This is a genomic window from Pseudomonas sp. GL_135 (genome assembly GCF_057834665.1).
Map to the genome: position 1 here is coordinate 320,238 of NZ_CM174408.1, position 22,201 is coordinate 342,438.

General features: G+C 54.1%; 6 protein-coding genes. 2 read left to right on the top strand and 4 right to left on the bottom strand.

Features of this window, described 5'->3' with window-relative positions; genetic code table 11:
- Positions 1-66 precede the first annotated feature (66 nt).
- From AC3ISG_RS01460 to AC3ISG_RS01475, 4 genes are all read right to left on the bottom strand, one after another.
- Positions 67-7,854 carry a Tc toxin subunit A-related protein gene (locus AC3ISG_RS01460; RefSeq protein ID WP_489298370.1) on the bottom strand — a complete coding sequence of 2,596 codons (7,788 nt, stop codon included), beginning with the start codon at positions 7,852-7,854 and terminating at the stop codon, positions 67-69.
- Positions 7,855-8,194: 340 nt separating this feature from the next.
- A complete protein-coding gene (locus tag AC3ISG_RS01465; RefSeq protein ID WP_489298371.1) occupies positions 8,195-16,225 on the bottom strand; it encodes a Tc toxin subunit A-related protein in 8,031 nt (2,676 codons plus the stop codon).
- A gap of 323 nt (positions 16,226-16,548) precedes the next feature.
- Complete coding sequence (gene metK, locus AC3ISG_RS01470; RefSeq protein WP_065991235.1) at positions 16,549-17,739, bottom strand: methionine adenosyltransferase; 1,191 nt, start codon at positions 17,737-17,739, stop codon at positions 16,549-16,551.
- 17 nt (positions 17,740-17,756) lie between these two features.
- A complete protein-coding gene (locus AC3ISG_RS01475; RefSeq protein WP_122536451.1) occupies positions 17,757-18,755 on the bottom strand; it encodes an ArsR/SmtB family transcription factor in 999 nt (332 codons plus the stop codon).
- Between the two features lie 258 nt (positions 18,756-19,013).
- On the opposite strand from AC3ISG_RS01475, the gene tkt reads away from it, so the two are divergent.
- On the top strand, positions 19,014-21,011 hold the full coding sequence (gene tkt / locus AC3ISG_RS01480) for a transketolase (protein ID WP_122536452.1): 1,998 nt from the start codon (positions 19,014-19,016) through the stop codon (positions 21,009-21,011).
- Positions 21,012-21,138: 127 nt separating this feature from the next.
- Complete coding sequence (gene epd / locus AC3ISG_RS01485; RefSeq protein WP_122536453.1) at positions 21,139-22,185, top strand: erythrose-4-phosphate dehydrogenase; 1,047 nt, start codon at positions 21,139-21,141, stop codon at positions 22,183-22,185.
- Positions 22,186-22,201: the final 16 nt, after the last annotated feature.

Sequence of the window (22,201 nt, forward strand, 5' to 3'; positions counted from 1 at the left end):
GGCTGAATCCAAGTAATCGTCGAAGGCCATGAGATGATCATGACCCCGACGTGGTGCTTGTTGCGGTTACGGCTTGTCTCGCAGTGTTTTCACGGTGTCAGTGAATTCCTTGCCGCCGTCTACTGCGGTGTAGACCATATGAAGCTGGATGCTTTTGACGAGTGCTTTATCACCGTTGACCAATGACCTGACGAACTGCTCGTCAGGAAAGCTTAGCTGCCAGCGCGATATCGCACCCGTGCCCTCGAATGGCAAATACCGGCCATCGTGGAACATCAGTTCATACACCCAATCCCCGGGCCCAAAACCCAATCCGTCATCGGCAGTGCCTGACGATAGGGCGATTTGCTGTTGCGCTCGTAAATTACGTTTAACGCTGGCAGGTGGTTTGGTGGCTAGACCGTAAAGATACTCAGCCCCATCTTTGACAGGCTCGATCAGCGTCGTGCTGTCGGTTTGGGTCAGAACCGCGCTGACCTCTTTCATGGTATCGCCGGCTTCGGCAGCCATTACGAACGAAACCGATACGTGCTTGAGCTGCCGCAGGTAATGGCCAGGATAGCTCCGGTCGAAGTCGGCGGATTTAATGTCGCATGTCAGAGGGGTGCTCTTCAGCCCCTTAAGGATCTTGAGACCTGTATCAGTCTGCGCCTCCCAGATATTGATTGTTTTTCTGATCGTCAAGCGACGCTCATTGCTTTGCAGATACGCATTTTCCATTTCCTGCAAATCGACCAGCAACGACTCGCCCGCCAGCATGCCTTTGTAGGAGTCGATCCATGCGCTGGTCTTAACAAACGCAGGTCGTTTGTAATCGCCGATCTCGTAACGCCAGGCGGCTTCGGCGCTCAGGCACAACGACAAGACGGCGTCATAGGCTGGGGCATAGAGCAGTTCCTGACGGGCGACGAGCCAGTTGTAGATGGGGATGATGGTGAAGCCGGTTGTCATGGCCACGTGGGCTTCTTCGAGGTTTTTGCGATGGGTACGGGCCTCGTCCATAGATAAGGTGGCTGCGTTTAGTTCGATATTGGTCTCCTTCAGCTGCAGGTCGATGGATTTAATATCCAACGCTGCGAGGCCCTGTTCGAATGTCCATCCGTTTGCCCGGCGTTCGTAGCCCGCTTCAACAAGGAGTTTGTCTGCAAGATACTTGGAGGCTTTAGCACCGATTTCGGCCAACTCAGAGAACGTGTCAATGGTTTTTGAAGGTTCATTTCCGCCGACTGCCAAGCCATAGATGTTTGGCACCACGGCCTTGATTGCACTGGCAAGAAGCTTTGGCGGCATTGAAGTGTTTTCCAGTATTGCCGCCGTCCACTGCAGGCCTGTTGCCGCCTCCTCCCTTGCAGACCGCCCAACTTCAATCAGGTTGGTGTAGTGATTCTTCTTGAAAGTCGCTATCTGCTTGCTTATCAATAACGTTTCCTTCTTGGCCTTGACCGAGCTGATTGCCTCCTGCTTAAGTCTTAATGTGAAATCAGAGATTCTGATCTCCTGCTGTTTTAGCAGCACGGAAAGGGAAGTGTTGAACTCATCCTCCATCAGCTTCATGTAATGCCGACCCATGTCCTGAAGTTGCTGCACCGCTGCACGGGCCATGGGGATCAACTGCCTGAACCGGTAGGCCGGTATTTGCATGCGGTCGCTGTTGTAGCTGCTGATGAGATGACCGATGCCTCGTTGGGCGAACCCGAAAGGGTCTGTGCCTTCTGTGCGCCAGTCCATGACCGGCAGCAGCTTTCCGTCCAGCGTCAGGCCGTGGCGTAGATTGAACAGGCGATGTTCGATTATTTTCCGCGTTTCTATAACGCGTTCATTGATCGGCATACGGAATGCCGAGCCTTCCAGTTGGCTCAGTGCGGTAGGCACCCAACGCGACACCGCCGTGCGCTCTGGTAGCGGCCCGATCAGCTTCAGCGCTTTTTGATAGCTTAGCCAGGCGTGATTGAGCGTGCTCGGGGTAAGTTGACGGTAAAAATGGTCGCCCTGGCGCTGCCAGTTTTCCACCATCGAAAGGAACACCGCTTGCCGGTTGTATCGCGACAGAATGAAAGCTCTGGTCGTGGGGTTCACCACCTTTTGCAACTCTGAGGTACCTGTCCCCGCATCCGCGAGGGGACGGGTGTTCCAGAAGGGCGGACGCTGTTTTTCGTCCTTCTGTGTTCTGTAGGGGTCGAACAAATACTGGGTGTACCAACGCTCAGCCTCATCGAATTGTTGTTGTTCGCTCAGGCGAGTGGCTACGAGATTCGGCAAGTGGAGGAACAACTCCCGAAAATAGATGCCGTTGGCGCCGTGAAAATCAACAGACGGGTTGGGAATGGCGTGATCGATTGTGGGTTCTTTGAGCAACTGCGCGTCCCACTCCAACGCCCGTTCTACGCTGCGCGATGCACGGGCAACGAGTTGCTTACCGAACAGGGTGTTGAGCCGAATGGTGTTGGTAGGAAATGTTGGGGATTGATCGGCAACGGCATTCAGATCGAGATATTGGGCCTGTTGCTCGTTCCGCTTGATTGAGATGTCCCATTTTTCGGAGGCTGTCATCTGTTCTAATGACCAAAAGAAGTGAGAATCGCTGACTTCTCGGTTACGTATCAGTGCACGAATGAAGTAGTCCTTCGGTCCCAGAGTTGCTAAGTTGACGTCGCATGAAAGAATAACGTGCCCATTGGCATGGGCAGTCCTGGATTTAAGGTCTACCTCCAGCACCTCGGAGTTAGATTTGGCGCGTTCCGTAAATACGAGACCTAGCGTTACGTGTGCATATGCCTCTGGGTTAACAGTCAGCTGCAGGGGGGCTGAAACTGTTTGTTTGGCAAAGGCGCAGACTATTTTAAAACTGTCGTCAATTAAATTCTCGGCGTTGTCTATTTTAAGCGAGTATGTCCATAGACCAGTCTTGCTGCTTTTTTGAGCTGCCTCTAGAAGCGAAATTTTTTCAACTCCATCGACGAGCAAGGAATATCCCAGCTTGGGAGGGGCTGTCTCACTAGAAACGATGGTCAGTGACACTACATGTGACGGCTTGGAAAAAGGCGAAATGTTGGACTCTTGATAATTGATTGAGGCGCGGGCGCCGCTTATAATCCCCTGCCAGGCTACGTTGCAGGAAAGTAATGTAGGGGTAATTGTTTTATCGAATATTTTTTTCCGATATTCGCTCGTGATCGTCATGCGGTCAGCGGTTTTTTTGTTGAAGCTCACCGTCATCGTGTTGGGAGGGGATGCTTGAAACCAATAATCATTTATTATCGCGCTCAACGGTCCCTTAATACCCGGTAATTCGGCTGCGAGGTGGTCAGCAGTGTTCCATTGCTCATTTGCTATATAACCTATCTCACTTGTTCCTGTGGATTTTATGATGATGCGCTCAATGCCGTAGGGATACTGAATCGCCCTGATGTCGCGATTACAGGAATAAATATCAAGGCTGACTCTCTCTAGGTCTGCTGTGAGGAAGGTTTTTTTATCTATGAGTAAGAGGTCTCGCGACTGAATGAAGTAGTCGCTATCGATCTTTCCGGGACTCATCGCTGTTTCAGAGGGCCTCGCGCAGTCGTACAGCATCACTGTTAACCAGGGATCTTTAGCCCGCTCTCCTTCCACGTTAACCAGCGCAATCAGCCCTGGCTCGTATGTGTCATCTTTGAGGTATGGGTTTGGGATTTTTGTTTTGTTTTTCGCTGAGCTCGATTCGTCGTCCACCATGTCATCAAGCCGCTTGCCATCTTTTGTTCCATCCAGGCTCATCAACTCATTAGGCGGCGACCAAAAGCCGTCACTTTGCTTGTAAATGTACTGAACAGAAAGCTTCTTGAACTTGGTAGGGGTCTGGTTTTGCTTGTCAGAACTGGGCAGGCCCACGGAGCCACGCTCGACCCAAAACACATAAGGCCGCCCCTCGATCATCACCGGGCGGATCGTGTCACAAGTGTGTTTAATGATCTTATTGTCACGTGTTGTCTCTCTGTAGCTGCTTTGTGTGATTTGGCCACCTGGTGCGACGCTAATCTTTTCCCACTCCGTCCAGGCGAGCGGGCTCAAACGTTCTTTGTCATCACGCAGTCCCATGTCTACCGAGCGCCAGTAGTACTCAGGGGGCGACGTGTTGGTTTTGCCAATGAAATGATAAGTGTCGTTTTTAGGATCTACGCCGTCCAGATACCCGCTAACAACCTGCAGGTTGCTGGTCTGTTCAAACTTAGTCAGGTAGCTGGTAATGGCAGTTTGCAGTAGTGCGGGATCAAGCTTGCCTTGGTTGAGCTCGACTTCCAGGGATTGGAATGCGGCGGTTTTATTGGGTCGGTTTGCGTAATAAATTAAATTTTCCGGGTGGTTGATCTGAGTTTTCCAGATTTTCCATAGTCCATATTCACTCATGTACTCTCGCCACACCGTCGAGGCGGCTTCCGGAATAGCGGCATTCACATAGCCGGGTTCCAGACGGGCAAACAGCCTGTGCAAATAATGCTGCAGACTGGCAATATGCTTAATGGCAACGCGGGTAGTGGCAGCTGAGCTGACCAGGATATCTGTCAGAAAATAGTTGGACAGATCATCGAACGAATTAATGCGCGTTTTAGTAGCCTCAGTGGAGGGCGCCCAATGTTCTAGCAGGTAACCCGCCAATGCATCACGCCACTTTTCCTGCAAGAGTGACTGGACCGACGCTGACTCCTTCTCGCTACATGCACCCAGTAACAGTTGTGCGGTATTTCGATACGCATCAAATGCCGAGCTCCTGTCAAGCCTGTACATGTCCAGAACTGAACGGAACGGCAATTTCGTCAAATTGCAAAGGCGCTGCGATCTCAGCACGTAATCAATGTCGCTTAAGGTGCTTTTCAAACCTGATGCCACTTGAGGCTCAATCTTTCCTGGCTCAGGTTCCAAAATTTCCGGGTCATATTTCGTCAGGGTCAGCGGCGATTTATTTCTTTGATATAGCTCCATTTCTTTCCACAGAGTAGGCTTCGTTTCTGGCAGATATTGGCTCGCAAACACTCGCAGAGGCGCCGGGTTATCGCTCATGAATGTTTTGAATTTGTCGTACAGTCCGCGTTCAATGTCAGCCTCTGTGCCTCCGCTCGATGTTCTGTTTTCCAACATGTACATATTAAGCAATTCGGCCATTGCGCCTCTGGGCCTCTGCTCCCAGCGGTAGTAGAGCGCTTTCTCAGCAGGTTTGAGCAACTTTAGGAAGTCATCAAAGGTGGCTACGGCCTTGACTGGCTGTTCGGGCAGCAGATTTTCTTCCAACGGATGTTCTTTCACTTTTTGCAACGAAGACATCAGCGACAAGGCTTCGCTCTGGGACCAGCCCGTCAATTTTCCTAATCGCTGGGACGAAGCGACGATTGCCTCGGTATCGTCGGCGGCTGGAATGTTGCCGAAGAAGGCCAGCGCGTCTTTCTCTTCAAAACCATTTTCTTCACATTTGGACACCCAGTCGTGGTAACGCCCGATCTGGTAGCACAGATCGAGATTCAACACAGGCAGCACTGTTGACGGCACCTTATTATCCAGCGTGGTTTGCTCGAGCGAAAACCATTCGGGTCTATTCAGCAGCGCGCTCAAGCCTGAGGCGCTCAACTTGAAATGCTTGATCACCTGCGCATGGCGAGCGAGATTGCTCCATAGCGCGACATCAAGGCCATTTGCTGTCGCGCCGGGTGGCTCTGGTGGACCGGATTCTGCTTCGAGGATTCCAGCGAGGAGCTCAAAGCGCGAGACGCTCACCCACTGCAGTAATTGCAGAGCATGTTCAGGCTTCAGGGCCAGGACATCGTTCGATTTACCAAACGCTGCGCCAATGATGTGTTTTACCGCATCTTCTTGGGCGATCACTGCGTTTTGTATGAGCGACCCAAGACCATCAGCTATCTCCACCAAATTAGCTTTGGCTATGAGCAGGCCGGAAGTGCTGGCAACTTTGCCTACAATCACCTCGGTCAACTGACTGGCGAGGGGGCCTGAGGTCTCCAGGGCAAACGATTTAATAAGGCCGCTGCTGTCAATGTAAGCGGACAGCGTGTCCAGCCATGAACCCGATATGAGCATTACGCCTGCCCCAGCGGTCTGAGCGAGGCCCGACTCGGTGACCAGTGACGATTTGATTCGCGGGACAGCGTCAAGAACGGTGCGTTGGATGCGTGCATCCAAAGCGAAATACGATTTAAGGCTGGCGGGTATGTTAGTGGGGTAGGGCGTGAGCCAACTCAAAAGCGCGGTCGGCGTGATGCTGTGCTCGCGCAGCCAGTGGTCCAGATTCGCAAGGCCAATCAGTACATCAAGGACGTCGGTCGTCTTTTCATCGCTGGCAATCACCGGTTTGCCAGCCAGTTGTGCCATGACCTGAGGGTTAGCGGCGTCGAGCAGCGCGATCAGGCTGGCGCCCTCGTTCATGCCCAGACGCAGAAGTCGCGGCAATCGAGTAAGACGGTATAACGACGAAAAGACCCCAAGCGTCAGGGCATGCTGTTTCACGCCCAACGTCCGTTTGATCTGGTTCAGATATAGAATTGCCACGTTCTCTTCAAGTGCGAACGCTTTGCAGAGTTCAGCGATCACCGGGTTTGGCGCAGCATTCTCAACGCCCGTGGTCGTGGGTAGTTCAAAGACCCGTGCATCGAGCACCAGCGGCGTATCGATTTCTGCCAGCATGCCTGCCCCTGGGCCATCAAGAACTCTATCGAGAAACGGCTCGGTTTCACCTACGGCATAAGGCGTCACCTCATCTATCAGCGCCGCGAATTGCTCGGCAGTAATCTGATATTCATTTCGCAGGTGTTTGAATACGCCCAATGCCCTGAGGGTGTTTTCCGTAATGGTGAAGTCTTTGGTCTGACCTTCCGCGCGCAGCGCGGCCATGACCAGAAGATCTACTTCCGAGTAGGGCAACTGCAGGGCGTGTTGCAGGTGAATGATTTTGTGGATGCGGCCGAGGTGGTCCGCATTGGCGCCTTTGATTCGCAGTGAGATACCTGCTCCGCTTAACGTGTCTTGCAGCGTAAGGGCGGGGGCAGTGGCGTTATTGATAAAAGCTGCGCCGAAGATGTGCCCCGCGATCGGCACCGCGTTCTTACCGGCTGGCGAGTAGGCGCTTGACTGTTTAACAGCGGTAAATGCCTCCTGGCTCTCGTCTGCTACGCCGGACACAGCGAGCAAATCAACAATGTCTTCCGGCTTCAACCCTGTTTGCCGCGCAAGAAATTCGACATCACTCAATCGTTCCAGCGCGTGCTCCGCAGTGCCTGTCACGCCGTAGCGCTTTAGCAAAAAGTCGGCAACCGTGCTGTCATTTTTTTCCAGCAATAACGCTTGCAGTGAGGGACTGAATCCGGTGGCTTTGCGCATGATATTACGCAGTTGATCGGTTCGTAGGTTTCCGTAAACGAAGTTGGGGTAGGCGTAATCAGTCTGCTGTAACAGATTGAACAGGGAGGACTGTCTAACGCTAAGTACGGCGTTGATTTGTTCAAGGGGATAATGAAAGGGTAACTGCACAGGGTACTGTGCGTTAGCGATTCGCTCTGACAGGACGGTTTTGTCCCCTACGTGGAGTTTTGCCTCACGTGTCATCGCCTCTATGACCAGGGTCAGCGCGGGTATGTGGGTTTCAAGACTGCCTTCATCGAGTACCCTTTCGCCTATATCCGGGCGCCGTGTGGCGAGCCTGATCTGAGTAGCGGCGTCGCCAAGCTTTTCAAGCTCTAGTGCCTGGTGGTAAAGCGCGTGAAGATAGGCAAGCGGGCTATTATTGGCCTCCAATGCATCGGAGGAGCATTTATCGGCGACTTGTTCGGGAAAGAGCTCTCTGAACACGGCTGAAGTGGTTGTGTCGTCCATGATCGTATTCCTGTACACGCGGGATTGGATTGCGGGATCGCAACTAATACTCAGGGTAGACGCGGGTGACGCGATCTGTAGAAATGCCAGACGAAGTGCTATCTGCTAAAGGCTATATGAAACAGTTGATTAGCGACGGCTATCGCCTGTCGCTATAACAGTAATCGCGAATGTGTCTAACTATAGAACTTTCTTGACTCCCAGGTTGCTGGAGTGTAGGGCGGCGTCACTCGTTATAAGGTTATAAATTTTCTGTGATAGAAATCCCCCAGCAAGTTTCGTTTGGGGGATTTCATAGGTCTTCCAGCTAACAGCTGCTTTAAGTCGCTGATGCCAACTGTCAGGTTGGCATAATGGCTTTCACTTTTTCAGTGAATTCCTTGCCTCCATCTACAGCTGTATAAACAAGGTGAATCTGGATGTTTTTTACGAGAGCGGTTTTCTTGTCGGCGCTGATGAGTGACCTCGCAAATTCAGCGTCCGGAAAACTCAGTTCCCAGCGGGAAATGGCACCCGTACCTTCAAATGGTAAGTAACGGCCGTCATGGAACACCAGCTCATACATCCACCCATCCTTCCCTAGTCCCAATCCATCATCAGCGACTTGAGACGACAAGGCGATTTGCTGGTTAGCGCGCAAATTGCGCTTGATTTCCGGCGGCGCTTTTGTCGCGTTGTAGAGATAACCTAGCCCCTCTTCAGTGGGTTCGACCAGCGTTGTGCTGTCTACTTGAGTCAGAATGGCACTGATGTCTTCCAAGTCCATTCCACTACTCGACGTCATGACGAAAGAGATAGAAACGTGCTTGAGTTGACGCAGATAATGACCTGGGTAGTTTTTGTCGAAATCGACAGCCTTGAGCTCTAGGGTAATAGGCGTGGTGGCCAAGCCGCTTAACGTGGCGAGCCATGCAGCATCCGTTTGCTTGCCTTTCATATCGATGGTCTTTTTGATCGTCAGGCGGCGCTCCCGGCTATGCAGATAGGCGTTCTCCATTTCCTGCAGATCGACCATCAGTGACTCGCCGGCCAGCAAGCCCTTGTAAGTATCGTTCCATCCGCCGGTCTTGATAAAGGAAGTGCTTTTGTAGTCACCGATTTCGTAGCGCCAGGCTGCCTCGGCGCTGAGGCAGAGCGAAAGCACTGCGTCATAGGCCGGGGCATACAGCAGTTCCTGGCGAGCGACGAGCCAGTTGTAGACAGGGAGAATGGCCAGGCCGCTGGTCATGTAGGCGTGCGCCTCTATGAGATTCGCTCGGTCTGCCTGCGCCATATCGAGGCTGATAACGGCCGCCTTTATCTCGACGTCAGTTTGTTTAAGTTGCACGTCGAGCAGCTGGATATCCATCTCTGCCAACTTTTGCTCAAACGCCCATTCAGCGGCTCTGCGTTCGTAGGCTGATTCCTCCAGCAAACGCTCAGCTAGATACTTGCTGCCCTTCGCCGCTATTGTTGCAGCCTTTGATCCAGAATCGATAATACTGCTTGGCTCATTCCCACCAACCGCTGCGCCAAAAATGGTTGGCGCCAATGCCTTAATAACACTCGCAACAATCATGGGCGGTAACGAGACGTTCTGAAGAAGCGCTGCTGACCATTGCAGTCCGGAAGCGGCCTCCTCCATCGGCGATCGTCCTACTTCAATCAAGTGGGTGTAATAGTCTTTTCTGAACTCCGCCATTTGCTTGCTGGACTGCAGTGCGGCGCTTTGGGCCTTTGCAAAATTGATCGCTTCCTGCTGAAGCTTGACACTGAACTCGGAAAATTTTATTTCCTGTTCCTTAAGCAGCACAGAGAGCCCAGTGTTTGACTCGTCCTCTACCAGTTTCATGTAATGCCGCCCCATGTCCTGTAATTGCTGCGCTGCCGCGCGAGCCATGGGTGCCAGTTGCCTGAAACGGAACGCTGGGACTGGAGCTCGATCACTGTTGTAGGTGCTCATCACATGATCGACGTTGCGCTGGGTGATGCTGAGACCATCAGTGCCTTCGATTTGCCAGTCGATGGCGGGTAATATCCTGCCGTCAATGGTTAGCCCGTGGCGAAGATTGAACAGTCTTTGCTCCACCGTTTTTCGCGCATTAATAATCCGCTCGTTAATGGGCGTCCGAAATGACCAGCTTTGTATATCCTTGAGCGCGGCAGCAACCCATCGCGATACTGAAACCCGCTCTGGCAGCGGACCGATGAGCTTGAGTGCTTTTTGATAACTCAGCCATGCGTGATTGAGACTGCTGGGCGTAAGCTGCCGATAAAAGTAGTCACCCTGGCGCTGCCAGTTGTCAACCAGCGACAGGAGCACAGCCTGCCGGTAGTACCGCGACAACGTAAATGCTCGTGCCACTGGATCCACTGTTTTTTGCAGCTCAGAGCGACCACTACCGACTTCAGCGAGAGGCCGAGTGTTCCAAAAGGGGTGGGGGTTGTATTTGTCACCCTCTGTTCTATAGGGGTCAAACAGATACCGTGTATACCATTCCTCGGCCTCGTCGAACTGCTGTTGTTCGCTGAGCCGCGTTGCAACTAAGTCTGGAAGGTGTAGGAATAGCTCGCGAAAGTAGGCACCGTTTGCGCCGTGAAAGTCTACCGGCGGCCTTTCAAATTGAGGATCGATGACGGGCTCCTCGATAAGCTGAGCCTCCCACCCAAGCGCCCGCTCGATATTACTCGCTGCTCTGGACAGCAGTTGTTTGCCGAACAATGTATTGAGGCGTATGGTATTGGACTTCAGAGCAATCCCCTCATTGACCGCTTCACGTAAATCGAGATATTGAGCTTGTTCGGCGTTTTCTCTGATGGATATCTCCCAGCCCTCATCCTTACCTAGGTATCTAACGTCATAAGCAGCGCCTGCGTTATTGTCGGGATTTCCCGCTTCACACAGGATGAAGAGGTGCAGGCCAGGGTTGTTCCAGGTGTATTGAGTCCTGAAAGAAGCCTGCCCATTAGCGCTAAATTTCCCATCGCTCAACACCTTGAATTCTTGGTCTTTTGGTCCTTTGGCGTAAAGTATCAATTGGATTTCGCCGCAATACTCTGGTGCGATGAGAGCCTCGATGGGGAACGTCTTTCTGGTCACGTTGCCGGCAACAGAGAATGTAATGACAAAGCTTTTTTCAAACAGATGCTGGGCTTTATCAATGACCAGATTGTAAGTCCATTTGCCTTTGCTGCCGGCTTCGACTGACGCTGGCGTTCCAGATGAGTAGACCGCATTGTCTGCAACGTACGCGATGTATCCTATCCGAGGTGCTTCCGCGCCTTCGCCCGAAATTTCCATCGGGATTGTTATACTCTTATTGATTGTAAAGCTTGTCTCAGGCAAGGATCCAGTTACCGTATAGGTCAGATTCCCTATACGTATCTCTTGCCTAAATCTCCTGACTTCCAGCTTCTTGTCGCCTTCAAGTTTGATGATTGCCTTTGGATACGTTGACTCGATTGTCAAGACGTTAATATTTTCCGGGTCCGCGGTCACGGTGACAAAGCCGTTTGACTCCAGCGTTGTAAAAAAGTATTTCTCAGAATATTCGTTGTATCCATATTTATCATTTTCCGAGTAATAACAAAGCTCAATCTTGGATCCTAACTCCTTGTTAAGTGTGTTGAGATTTTCTGCGAGATCTGGCTGTAATCCTTTACGGACTGCCAAATCTGCTAAATAGGGATCCTTTTTGTTTGGGGCGCCACCTTTAAGCCTATTGAGATTATCCTTCAGGTTGGGGTCGTCTTTGCTGGTTTTGATATAGAGATAGCGCACGTGCTTTAAGTCAATGCGCTCTCTGTTGCGGGCGATTTGCCAGTTTTGATGGTCCGATTCGCGACTGAGGGCAATATATTTTATTGCCTTGTCACCTTCTTTTATAAAATGCGGCGAGGCGATCGCTTCTTTGATGAATGCTCGCATGCCTTCGGCAAAGCGAGGCTGGAAGTCCTTTTTCCTGGAAACTGAAAGCGCGTTCCCATTGTAGGGGTGTTGAATCTTCCTGATGTCAGCGTAGGATTTATATAAAATCTCCGCCAGCGCCTTACTGTCTTTTGGTTCAAGTGACTTCCTATGGATGAGAAGCATATCCCTTGACTCAACGAAATAGTCTACATCAAGCGCGCCGGGTGACGGTATTTTGTCCGTGCCGGTATGAGCACAGTTATACAGCATGACGGTCAGCCATGGATCCTGTGTGCGAGCGCCTTCCGTGTCGACTACCGCGATTAAACCCGGAACGTAGTTATCACCTTTTAAAAAGGTGTCTCGCCCTTTGGCTGATTCTTCGCCATTTTTGGTGCCATCGAGGTATAACATTTCATTAGGCGGCGACCAAAAACCATCACTCTGTTTGTAGATATATTGCACGCTGAGTCTCTTGAAGCTAGACAGTCTGTTTTTCTCAGCGGCCTCTGGCAACTCGACTGAGCCCCATTCTACCCAGAACACATAGGGGCGGCCTTCTATCATGACTGGGCGTATGGCATCGCAGGAAGCTGCCATTAAGAGAGGAGCTTGGCCTGCAGGTGTGGCTAGGGCCGGAGTGGTAGTTGTGGCTGTCGCTGCGGGTGGCGTCAGGTTTGTGCTTTGAGCGATTTGCCCACTGGGGCTTACAGTGATTTTTTCCCATTCTGTCCAAGCTAGCGGGCTCAGTCGCTCCTCGTTGTCACGTAATCCCATGTCGACAGAGCGCCAGTAATACTCGATGGGCGAGGCATTTGTCTTGCCGATGAAGTGGTAGGTATCGGTATGGGGTTGAGTGCCGTCAAGGTAGCCACTCACCACTTGCAAGTTGCTGTTTTTTTCGAATTTAGTTAGATAGCTCGTGAGGGCTGTTTGTAATAAGCTTTTGTCTAGTTTTCCCTGATTAAGCTCATTTTCCAACGTTTTAAATGCTTCGCTCTTGTTTGGACGATTAGCGTAATAAATCAGATTGGCAGGATGGTTAAGCTGTGTCTGCCATGCTCTCCATGAACTGAACTCACCCATGTACTGCCGCCAGGCCGTGGACTGTTCTTCCGGTATTCTTGAACCGAGGTAGCCCGGCTCCAGTCGTGCGAAAACGTTATGAAGGTAGTGCTGCAGACTTGCCATTGCCTGGGTGGCGATATGTGTCTTGACAGCAGAGCCCACCAGAACGTCGGTCAGTAGATAGCTGGAAAGTGCTTCGATGGATGGGATGAATTGCTGTAGAGCACTGCTGGATGCGGCCCAGTGGCCCACTAAAAAACCGGCCAATGCATCGCGCCATTGTTCCTGGAGGCTTGATTCTGACTGTTGCATTTCTTTATCGCAGACATCTGGCAGCAGTTTTTCGATAATACGGTATGCGCTGAATGTAGCGCTATGATCAAGTGCGCTCAGGTCCCACAAATTCTGGCATGACAGTTTAGTCAGTTGGCAAAGATTTTTTAGCCTGATGATGAAGTCAATGTCGGTAATTGTAATGTTCGGCTCCGTCACACTTTGCGATTCCGGTATTGCCGGTACGTACTCGACAAACGACAACTCTCTGTCCTTTGCCTTGTAAATCAATATCTCTTTCCATACTTCCGGTAAAGCGGTGGGCAATATAAGGTCCTTGCTGACTTGCAGTGGTCCTGGGTTTTCGTCTATAAACTTTATAAATTTTTCATAAATCGACTGTGTATTTTTGTCGGTGTATGGCCCTCTTTTCCACAGGTATTGAGATACAAGTTCGCCAAAAGAAGTCCACTCGCGCCAATTTGAACGGTCATATTCGGCCCGCTCAGATTTCGTCAGTGAGTCCAAAAAGTATTGAAAATTTTTGCTTGGTACTGGTTTGGGGCATTCGCCTCTGGAAGCTTCTGCGTAAGTGAGAGCAAGCATCGTCTCGCTTTCAGACCATTCAATTAGGGTGCTTAGGCGTTTGGCAGTTTCCGCTGTACCGATGAGGGATGTGTTGAGCAATAAGTCCTGCGCAACCTGCTCACCCCAACCACTATGTTCGCACTGCTGCACCCAGGCGCGGTACCGGCTGATCTGATAGCAAAGATCGAGGCTCAGCGTGGTCCGTGGTTTGTCTTTTTTATTCGGCACTTGCCGGTTGCTCTTGAGGTCAAACCACTCAGGGTGATCATTCAGGGCTTTGAGTCCTGTCGCGCTGAGTTGCAGCTGCTTGACTACTTGCGCATGACGCTCAAGTTCAGTCCACATCAGGAAGTCGAGACCCTCCAGATTGATTGTATTTCCTGGTAATGCGCTGTCTTCTGTTGCCAGAATATCGTTCAGCACATCAAAGCCGGTTTTGTTTATCCAGCGCAGCAGCTCCACTGCATGTCCAGGCGTTAGCCCAGGGTCACCTCCTCCCGAATTGAACGCCGCCCCCACGACGTGTTTGACCACATCTTCTTGTGCGATCGACGCATTAGTCAGTAGCTGCATGAGCCCGTCTGCGATCTCTACCGTGTCGACTTCGTTTTGAACCAACGGGCCCGTGTTCTTGAGTTTGCCTTTAAGCTCCTGAACCAAGTGTTGCCCGGAATTCACCGAAGAAAGCCACGACTGGTCTTTGACTAGACCTCGGTCATCGACATACGTGGCCAGTGTGCCAAGCCATGTACCGGATGCAGGCGCAACGCCAGGGCCTGCGATCTGGATAATCTGCGATTCGGTGATTAACGAGGCTTTGAGGCGTGGAATGGCACCCTCGATGGTGCGCTGAACGAAACCGCTGATTTTGTACAACGGCTTGTATTGTTCAGGGATTACGGTGGGGAGTTGCGTCAGCCAATTCGAAAGCGTAGTGGCTTTGATCTTGTGCTGGCGTAGCCATTTCTCCAGATTTACCAGAGCCATCAGAACATCCAGGATGTCAGGTTTGGCGTCATCGCCACTAATAGTCGGCGTGCCCGCCAGCTGACTGAAGACCTGTGTGTTGACGTTGCTGATCAAGGCGATCAGGCGTGCTCCTTCACTTGGGCTAACGCGTAGGAGGCGTGGCAACCAGGCCAGGCGATAAAGCGCCGAAACCAAAGTAATCGACAGCGTAGGCTTGTTGAGCCGCAGCGCCATCGTAATCTGCGCCACGTAGAGATTGGCCTGGTGTTCTTCGAGCGCTAATGCACGGCTTAAGCCTGCGATGACAGCGCTAGTTGATGCAGTCTCGCCAGCGGCAGGTGCCAATAATTCGAACACCGTCCCATCGATCTTTAGCCCGCCATCGATTTGCGCTGTCTGGCTTGCGACAGGCCGGTCAAGAACCCGGTCAAGAAACGGCTTGTTGTCATCCACGGAATAAGGCGTAACGGCGTTGATCAGTGCTGCGAACTGCTCGGCCGTAATGCCGTATTCATTCCGCATATGAACAAACACCCCCAACGCCCTGAGCGTATCTGCGGTGAAATGGAAATCCTGGGTCTGTCCTTCCGAGCGCAGCGCCGCCATGACCAAAAGATCCACGTCGGCGAAAGGCAGTTTCAGGGCGTGTTGCAGGTGAATGATTTTGTGGATCCGGCCGAAGTGATCCGCAGTCGCACCTTTGATGCGCAAGTGGATACCTGCACCTCTCATGGTGTCTTCCAACGACAGCGCCGGAGCAGTTGCGTTGTTGATGAACGCCGCGCCAAAAAGATGACCTCCAACAAGCGCCTTGCTCTCAGCCGCAGACACATAAGCGTCTGATTGTTTGACCGTGGTGAAGGCTTCCTTACCGTCATCGGGCACCCCCGAGGTGGCGAGCATGTCCAGAATGTGGTCGGGTCTGAGCCCTGTTTTTTGTCCGAGCAGTTCGACGCTTGTCAGTGCTTCTAAACCTTCGGATACCGTGCCGGTGACACCAAATCGCTGAATTAGAAATTCGTCGCTGCTTGAAGGGCTAGCATCCAGCAGCAATGACTGCAATGCCGGACTGAGCCCGGCCCCCTTGCGCATGGCACTCCTGAGTTCGCTGGTGCGCAAGCTGTCGTGTGTGAAATTAGGAAAGCTGTATTGGCATTGTTGGAGCAAGTCGAACAGCGAGGTGTGCTTGCCATGCAGGTCCGCTTTGATCTGCTCCAGCGGATAGTGAAACGGCAATTGAACAGGGTATTGCGCCTGCGCAATTTCCTCTTCCAGGTCTTTTGAGGCTCCCACGTGAGCTCTGGCCTGACGCGTCATGGCTTCAATGACCAGCGTCAGTGCCGAAACCGGCGTATCGAGGCTGCCTTGATCAAGAACTCGCTCACCGATATCCGGCCTCCTCTCAGCGAGAGTAATCCTGCTTTGGGGATCGCCATTCGCCTCAACACCTAACGCCATCTCATACAGAGCGTGCAGGTAGGCTATGGGACCATTATTGGCCTCAAGTGCATCGGAGGAGCATCTGTCAGCGACTTGTTCGGGAAAAAGTTTGGCATAAGTGGCAGATGTGAGGGTGTCGTCCATGATCGAGTTCCTTTTACGCTGGATGAATTGCGAGATTCGCAGTTACTAATCCAGCGTAGAGACAAGTGCAGGGATCGACCGAAATTGCTGATGAGATGTATTTGAATGAAATGACAAGTGAATCAAAGGGTTGAAGGCCGTTATCGCCGGCCGCGATAACACTGATCGCCAATCGGTTTAGCCCGATACCTTTAAATCCTTTGGCCAGTTATCCGTTTGACTCGAATTAACCGACCAAATAAACAAAAAAGCCCCTGACGACTCACATCGCCAGGGGCTTTTCTCTTGCCGGGTGCCGCTAAGCGCAATGCACCCGTCGGGTATTACAAACCGGCAGCGGCACGCAAGGCGTCGGCGCGGTCGGTTTTTTCCCAGGTGAACGTGGTGAAGGTGTCGTCGCCCACGGTCTTGGTTTGCGGCGTGCGGCCGAAGTGGCCGTAGGCTGCGGTTTCCTGGTACATCGGGTGCAGCAGGTCGAGCATGGTGGTGATCGCGTACGGACGCAGGTCGAAGTGCTCGCGGACCAGTTGGACGATCTTGTCGTCGCTGATCTTGCCGGTGCCGAAGGTATTCAGCGAGATCGACGTCGGCTGTGCAACGCCAATCGCGTAGGAAACCTGAATTTCGCAGCGCTCGGCCAGGCCGGCGGCGACGATGTTCTTGGCAACGTAACGGCCAGCGTACGCAGCCGAACGGTCAACCTTCGATGGATCTTTACCGGAGAACGCGCCGCCGCCGTGACGGGCCATGCCGCCGTAGCTGTCGACGATGATCTTGCGACCGGTCAGACCGCAGTCGCCCACCGGGCCGCCGATGATGAACTGGCCAGTCGGGTTGATGTGGAACTGGGTGTCTTTGTGCAGCAATTCGGCCGGCAGCACGTGCTTGACGATCAGTTCCATCACGCCTTCGCGCAGATCTTTGTACGACACTTCCGGGTTGTGCTGGGTCGACAGAACAACGGCGTCGATGCCCACCACGATGCCGTTTTCATAGCGGCAAGTGACTTGGGATTTCGCGTCCGGGCGCAACCACGGCAGCAGGCCGGATTTACGGGCTTCGGCCTGGCGGTGCACCAGCTGGTGGGAGAATGCGATCGGCGCAGGCATCAGCTCGGCGGTTTCGTTGCTGGCGTAGCCGAACATCAGGCCCTGATCGCCAGCGCCTTGATCTTCAGGTTTTGCGCGGTCGACGCCCTGGTTGATGTCAGGGGACTGCTTGCCGATGATGTTCATCACGCTGCAGGTGGCACCGTCGAAACCGACGTTGGAGCTGGTGTAGCCGATCTCGCAGATCACGTCACGAACGATCTGCTCCAGGTCGACCCACGCGGTCGTGGTGACTTCGCCGGCAACAATGGCCACACCGGTCTTGACCAGGGTTTCCACGGCGACGCGCGCCTGCTTGTCCTGGGCAATGATGGCGTCCAGCACCGCATCGGAGATCTGGTCGGCGATTTTGTCCGGATGTCCTTCAGACACGGACTCGGAGGTGAAAAGGGAGTATTCGCTCATCTCGACGGATTTCCTGATTAGTACCGATGGTGAGTGTCGCCAGCCGGTCGCTGAAAATGGCGGACCTGGATCTGGAAACCATTACGTAAGCCTATGTACAGGCTTTCCCCGGGGACCAGCCCCGCAGCGATGGCCCAACGGGCCAGATCTTCCTGTTCGAAGCCTAACCAGAGATCGCCACAGGCCTCCTTGGCCCAGCTCTGGTCATGGCTGCACAACTCTGTCACCAGCAGGCTACCGCCCGGTTGCAACAGGTTGGCCAATTGTTTGAGCGCTTCGGCGGGCGCGGCGAAATGGTGCAACACCATATTCAACACCACGCAGTTGCCGGAAATATTAGCGTTGGTCAGTGCATCGGCCAGTTTCAGCTCAACGTTACCCAACGCCCTTTGCGTGCAGATCTTGCGCGCCAGATCGAGCATTTCCGGGCTGTTGTCCAGCCCCGTAACGTGCCGAAAACGCCGCGCCAGATCCGGCAGAAAACCACCATCCCCGGGCCCGACTTCTATTGCCGTGGCATCGGCGGGAAAGCTCAGTTTGTCCAGCAACGACAGCAGGCTGTCGCGGTACTGCGGCAGTCCTGCGATCAGGTCCTGCTGGGCCCGAAATTTCTCGGCCGTGCGTGCGAAGAAATCCTGACTGGCATTGGCCCGCTGCCGATGCACCAGCCCGATCCGGGTCTGTACGTCATCGGGCAGGCGCAGGTTGTCGGCTTCTTCAAGCATCGCTGCGTGCAGCTTGCCGCCGGTGTGTTCGGTGTGGGGCAGGGCGCGTCGATAGAAAATCGCGTTGCCTTCACGCCGCGTCGCCACCAGATCGGCCTGGGCCAGGACCTTGAGGTGATGGCTCATGCCGGACTGACCGATGGCGAAGATCTGCGCCAGCTCCAGCACGCCAAAGGAATCATTCGACAGCGCGCGCAGGACATTCAGCCGCAGCGGATCGCCGCCGGCTTTGCACAGGGCAGCCAGCTCGTCGCATTCATCATGGCTAATGGCAGGCACGCGAAGATTCATAAGGCAGGCAGTCTAGTTATCGACCAAGCCGGTCGCAAGGCCAATATCAAAAAGTTTTGATATTGGTCGATCAGTGGCGACCTCCCGGCGCCGTGATTCTGCCGTTTGCCGTCATGCGTTGGGTGTGGCGTACGAAAACACGTCAGCGGCAGAGGAAAACACCGATGGCGTGTGATCTGTCATTGCCCCCGGAGGGTGCCTGAGGGAAAATGGCCGCCTTTTTCCGGTCCCACTTTTATCTGCCCCAGGAGATCAGCGATGCCAAGCCGTCGTGAGCGAGCCAATGCCATTCGTGCCCTCAGCATGGATGCCGTGCAAAAGGCCAATAGCGGCCACCCGGGTGCCCCGATGGGCATGGCGGATATCGCTGAAGTGCTTTGGCGCGATTATCTGAAGCACAACCCAGCCAATCCGATGTTTGCTGACCGCGACCGGTTCATCCTGTCCAACGGTCACGGCTCGATGCTGATCTACTCGCTGCTGCACCTGACCGGTTACGACCTGTCCATCGAAGACCTGAAAAACTTCCGCCAGCTGCACAGCCGCACCCCGGGTCACCCGGAATATGGCTACACCCCGGGCGTTGAAACCACCACCGGCCCACTGGGTCAGGGTTTCGCCAACGCCGTCGGTTTCGCGGTCGCGGAGAAAACCCTCGCTGCCCAGTTCAACCGTCCAGGCCACAACATCGTTGACCACCACACCTACGTGTTCATGGGTGATGGCTGCATGATGGAAGGCATCTCCCACGAAGTCGCTTCGCTGGCCGGCACGCTGCGCCTGAACAAGCTGGTCGCGTTCTACGACGACAACGGAATTTCCATCGACGGCGAAGTCGAGGGCTGGTTCACCGACGACACCCCGAAGCGCTTTGAATCTTACGGCTGGCTGGTCATCCGCAATGTCGACGGCCATGACGCCGACGAGATCAAAACCGCCATCGATACCGCTCACAAGAGCAACAAGCCGACGCTGATCTGCTGCAAGACCACCATCGGTTTCGGTTCGCCGAACAAGCAGGGCAAGGAAGACTGCCACGGCGCTCCGCTGGGCACTGAAGAAATCGCCCTGACCCGCGCTGCGCTGAAGTGGACTCACGGTCCGTTCGAGATCCCGGCCGACATCTACAGCGAGTGGAATGGCAAGGAAAAAGGCCTGGCCGTTGAAGCCGAGTGGGACCAGCGTTTCGCTGCCTATTCCGCTGCCTTCCCAACCGAAGCCAACGAGCTGATCCGCCGCATGAGCGGTGAATTGCCTGCTGACTTCGCCGAGAAATCCGCCGCGTACGTGGCAGAAGTCAACGCCAAGGGCGAAACCATCGCCAGCCGCAAGGCCAGCCAGAACGCCTTGAGCGCCTTCGGTCCGCTGCTGCCTGAATTCCTCGGCGGCTCCGCTGACCTGGCAGGTTCCAACCTGACCATCTGGAAAGGCTGCCGCAGCATCACCGGCGAAGACGCCACCGGCAACTACCTGCACTACGGCGTGCGTGAGTTCGGCATGGGCGCAATCATGAACGGTATCGCCCTGCACGGCGGTTTCGTGCCATACGGCGCGACGTTCCTGATCTTCATGGAATACGCCCGCAATGCCGTGCGCATGTCCTCGTTGATGAAGAAACGCATCATCTACGTATTTACCCACGACTCCATCGGTCTGGGCGAAGACGGCCCGACTCACCAGCCGATCGAGCAGCTGACCAGCCTGCGCACCACGCCGAACCTGGACTGCTGGCGCCCGGCTGATGCCGTTGAATCCGCCATCGCCTGGAAACACGCCATCGAACGTGATGACGGCCCATCGGCGCTGATTTTCTCTCGTCAAAACCTTCAGCATCAGGCGCGTGATGCCGAGCAGCTGGAAAACATCAACCGCGGTGGCTACGTGCTGCGCGACTGTAACGGCGAGCCGGATCTGATCCTGATCGCCACCGGGTCCGAAGTCGGCCTTGCTGTTCAGGCTTACGACAAGCTGAGCGCGGACGGCAAAAACGTGCGTGTGGTTTCCATGCCGTGCACCAGCGTTTTCGAAACTCAGAGCGCCGAGTACAAGCAGTCGGTTCTGCCGCTGGAAGTCAGCGCGCGCATCGCCATCGAAGCGGCTCACGCCGACTATTGGTACAAATACGTGGGCTTGGAAGGCCGCGTGATCGGCATGACCACGTTCGGCGAGTCGGCACCTGCCAACCTGCTGTTCGAAGAGTTCGGCTTCACGCTGGAGAACGTTCTCTCCACAGCTGAAGAGCTGCTGGAAGACTAAGCACCATTGCGTTGCCCTTGTCGGCGCGTGCCTTGTCCTGCGATCTGCTGCCTGTATCTGGCAACAGATCGCGAGGCGAGCCACGCGCCTGCAGGTTCTCTGTACCACTCAAGATTTTGAGAACCCCATGCCTCAGCCACGCCCTTATAAAGTCGCCCTCAATGGTTACGGTCGTATCGGCCGCTGCGTGCTGCGTGCGCTGTGCGAACGAGGTGCGAAGGCTGGCTTCGAAGTGGTGGCAATCAACGACCTGGCCGACATGGCCAGTCTCGAATACCTCACGCGCTTTGACTCCACCCATGGCCGGTTTCCCGGCGATGTGCGGGTCGAAGGCGATTTTCTGCACATCAACGATCACGTCATCAAAGTGTTTCGCAGCGCGACGCCGGAAGGCATCGACTGGGGCTCGCTCGATGTGGATCTGGTGCTCGAATGCTCCGGCGTCTACAACACACGCGCCGACGGAGAGCGCTTTCTTGCGGCCCGCGCGCCGCGGGTGTTGTTCTCCCAGCCCATGGCCAGCGAAGCCGATGTCGACGCCACCATCGTCTACGGCATCAATCAGGAAACCCTGACGGGCGAGGAGCGGCTGGTGTCTGCCGCGTCGTGCACCACCAATTGCAGCGTGCCGTTGCTCGACCTGCTGAACCGCGAGCTGGGTCTCGAATACGTGACCATCACCACGATTCACTCGGCAATGAATGATCAGCCGGTGATCGACGCCTATCACCATGAGGACCTGCGCCGTACGCGCTCGGCCTTTCAGTCGATTATCCCGGTGTCCACTGGTCTGGCGCGCGGCATCGAGCGCCTGCTTCCGGAACTTGCCGGCCGAATTCAGGCCAAAGCAGTTCGTGTGCCGACGGTGAACGTCTCGTGCCTGGACATCACGCTGCAGGTCGCCCATGACACCGATGCCGTCGAGGTCAACCGTATCCTGCGCGAGGCCGCTACCCGCGGCCCGCTGAAGGGGCTGCTGGCGTACACCGAATTGCCGCATGCCAGTTGCGATTTCAACCACGACCCGCACTCGGCCATCATCGATGCCAGCCAGACGCGGGTTTCGGGCCCTCGGCTGGTGAACCTCCTGGCCTGGTTCGACAACGAGTGGGGCTTTGCCAATCGTATGCTGGATGTCGCCGATCACTACCTGCACACCATTCATAAACAATAGTAAAAACAGGGAATGC

Bases quoted from the DNA above. Each gene is read 5' to 3' on its own strand.
- AC3ISG_RS01465 (WP_489298371.1), bottom strand. From the start codon at position 16,225: ATGGACGACACCCTCACATCTGCCACTTATGCCAAACTTTTTCCCGAA.
- epd (WP_122536453.1), top strand. From the start codon at position 21,139: ATGCCTCAGCCACGCCCTTATAAAGTCGCCCTCAATGGTTACGGTCGT.
- metK (WP_065991235.1), bottom strand. From the start codon at position 17,739: ATGAGCGAATACTCCCTTTTCACCTCCGAGTCCGTGTCTGAAGGACAT.
- tkt (WP_122536452.1), top strand. From the start codon at position 19,014: ATGCCAAGCCGTCGTGAGCGAGCCAATGCCATTCGTGCCCTCAGCATG.
- AC3ISG_RS01460 (WP_489298370.1), bottom strand. From the start codon at position 7,854: ATGGACGACACAACCACTTCAGCCGTGTTCAGAGAGCTCTTTCCCGAA.
- AC3ISG_RS01475 (WP_122536451.1), bottom strand. From the start codon at position 18,755: ATGAATCTTCGCGTGCCTGCCATTAGCCATGATGAATGCGACGAGCTG.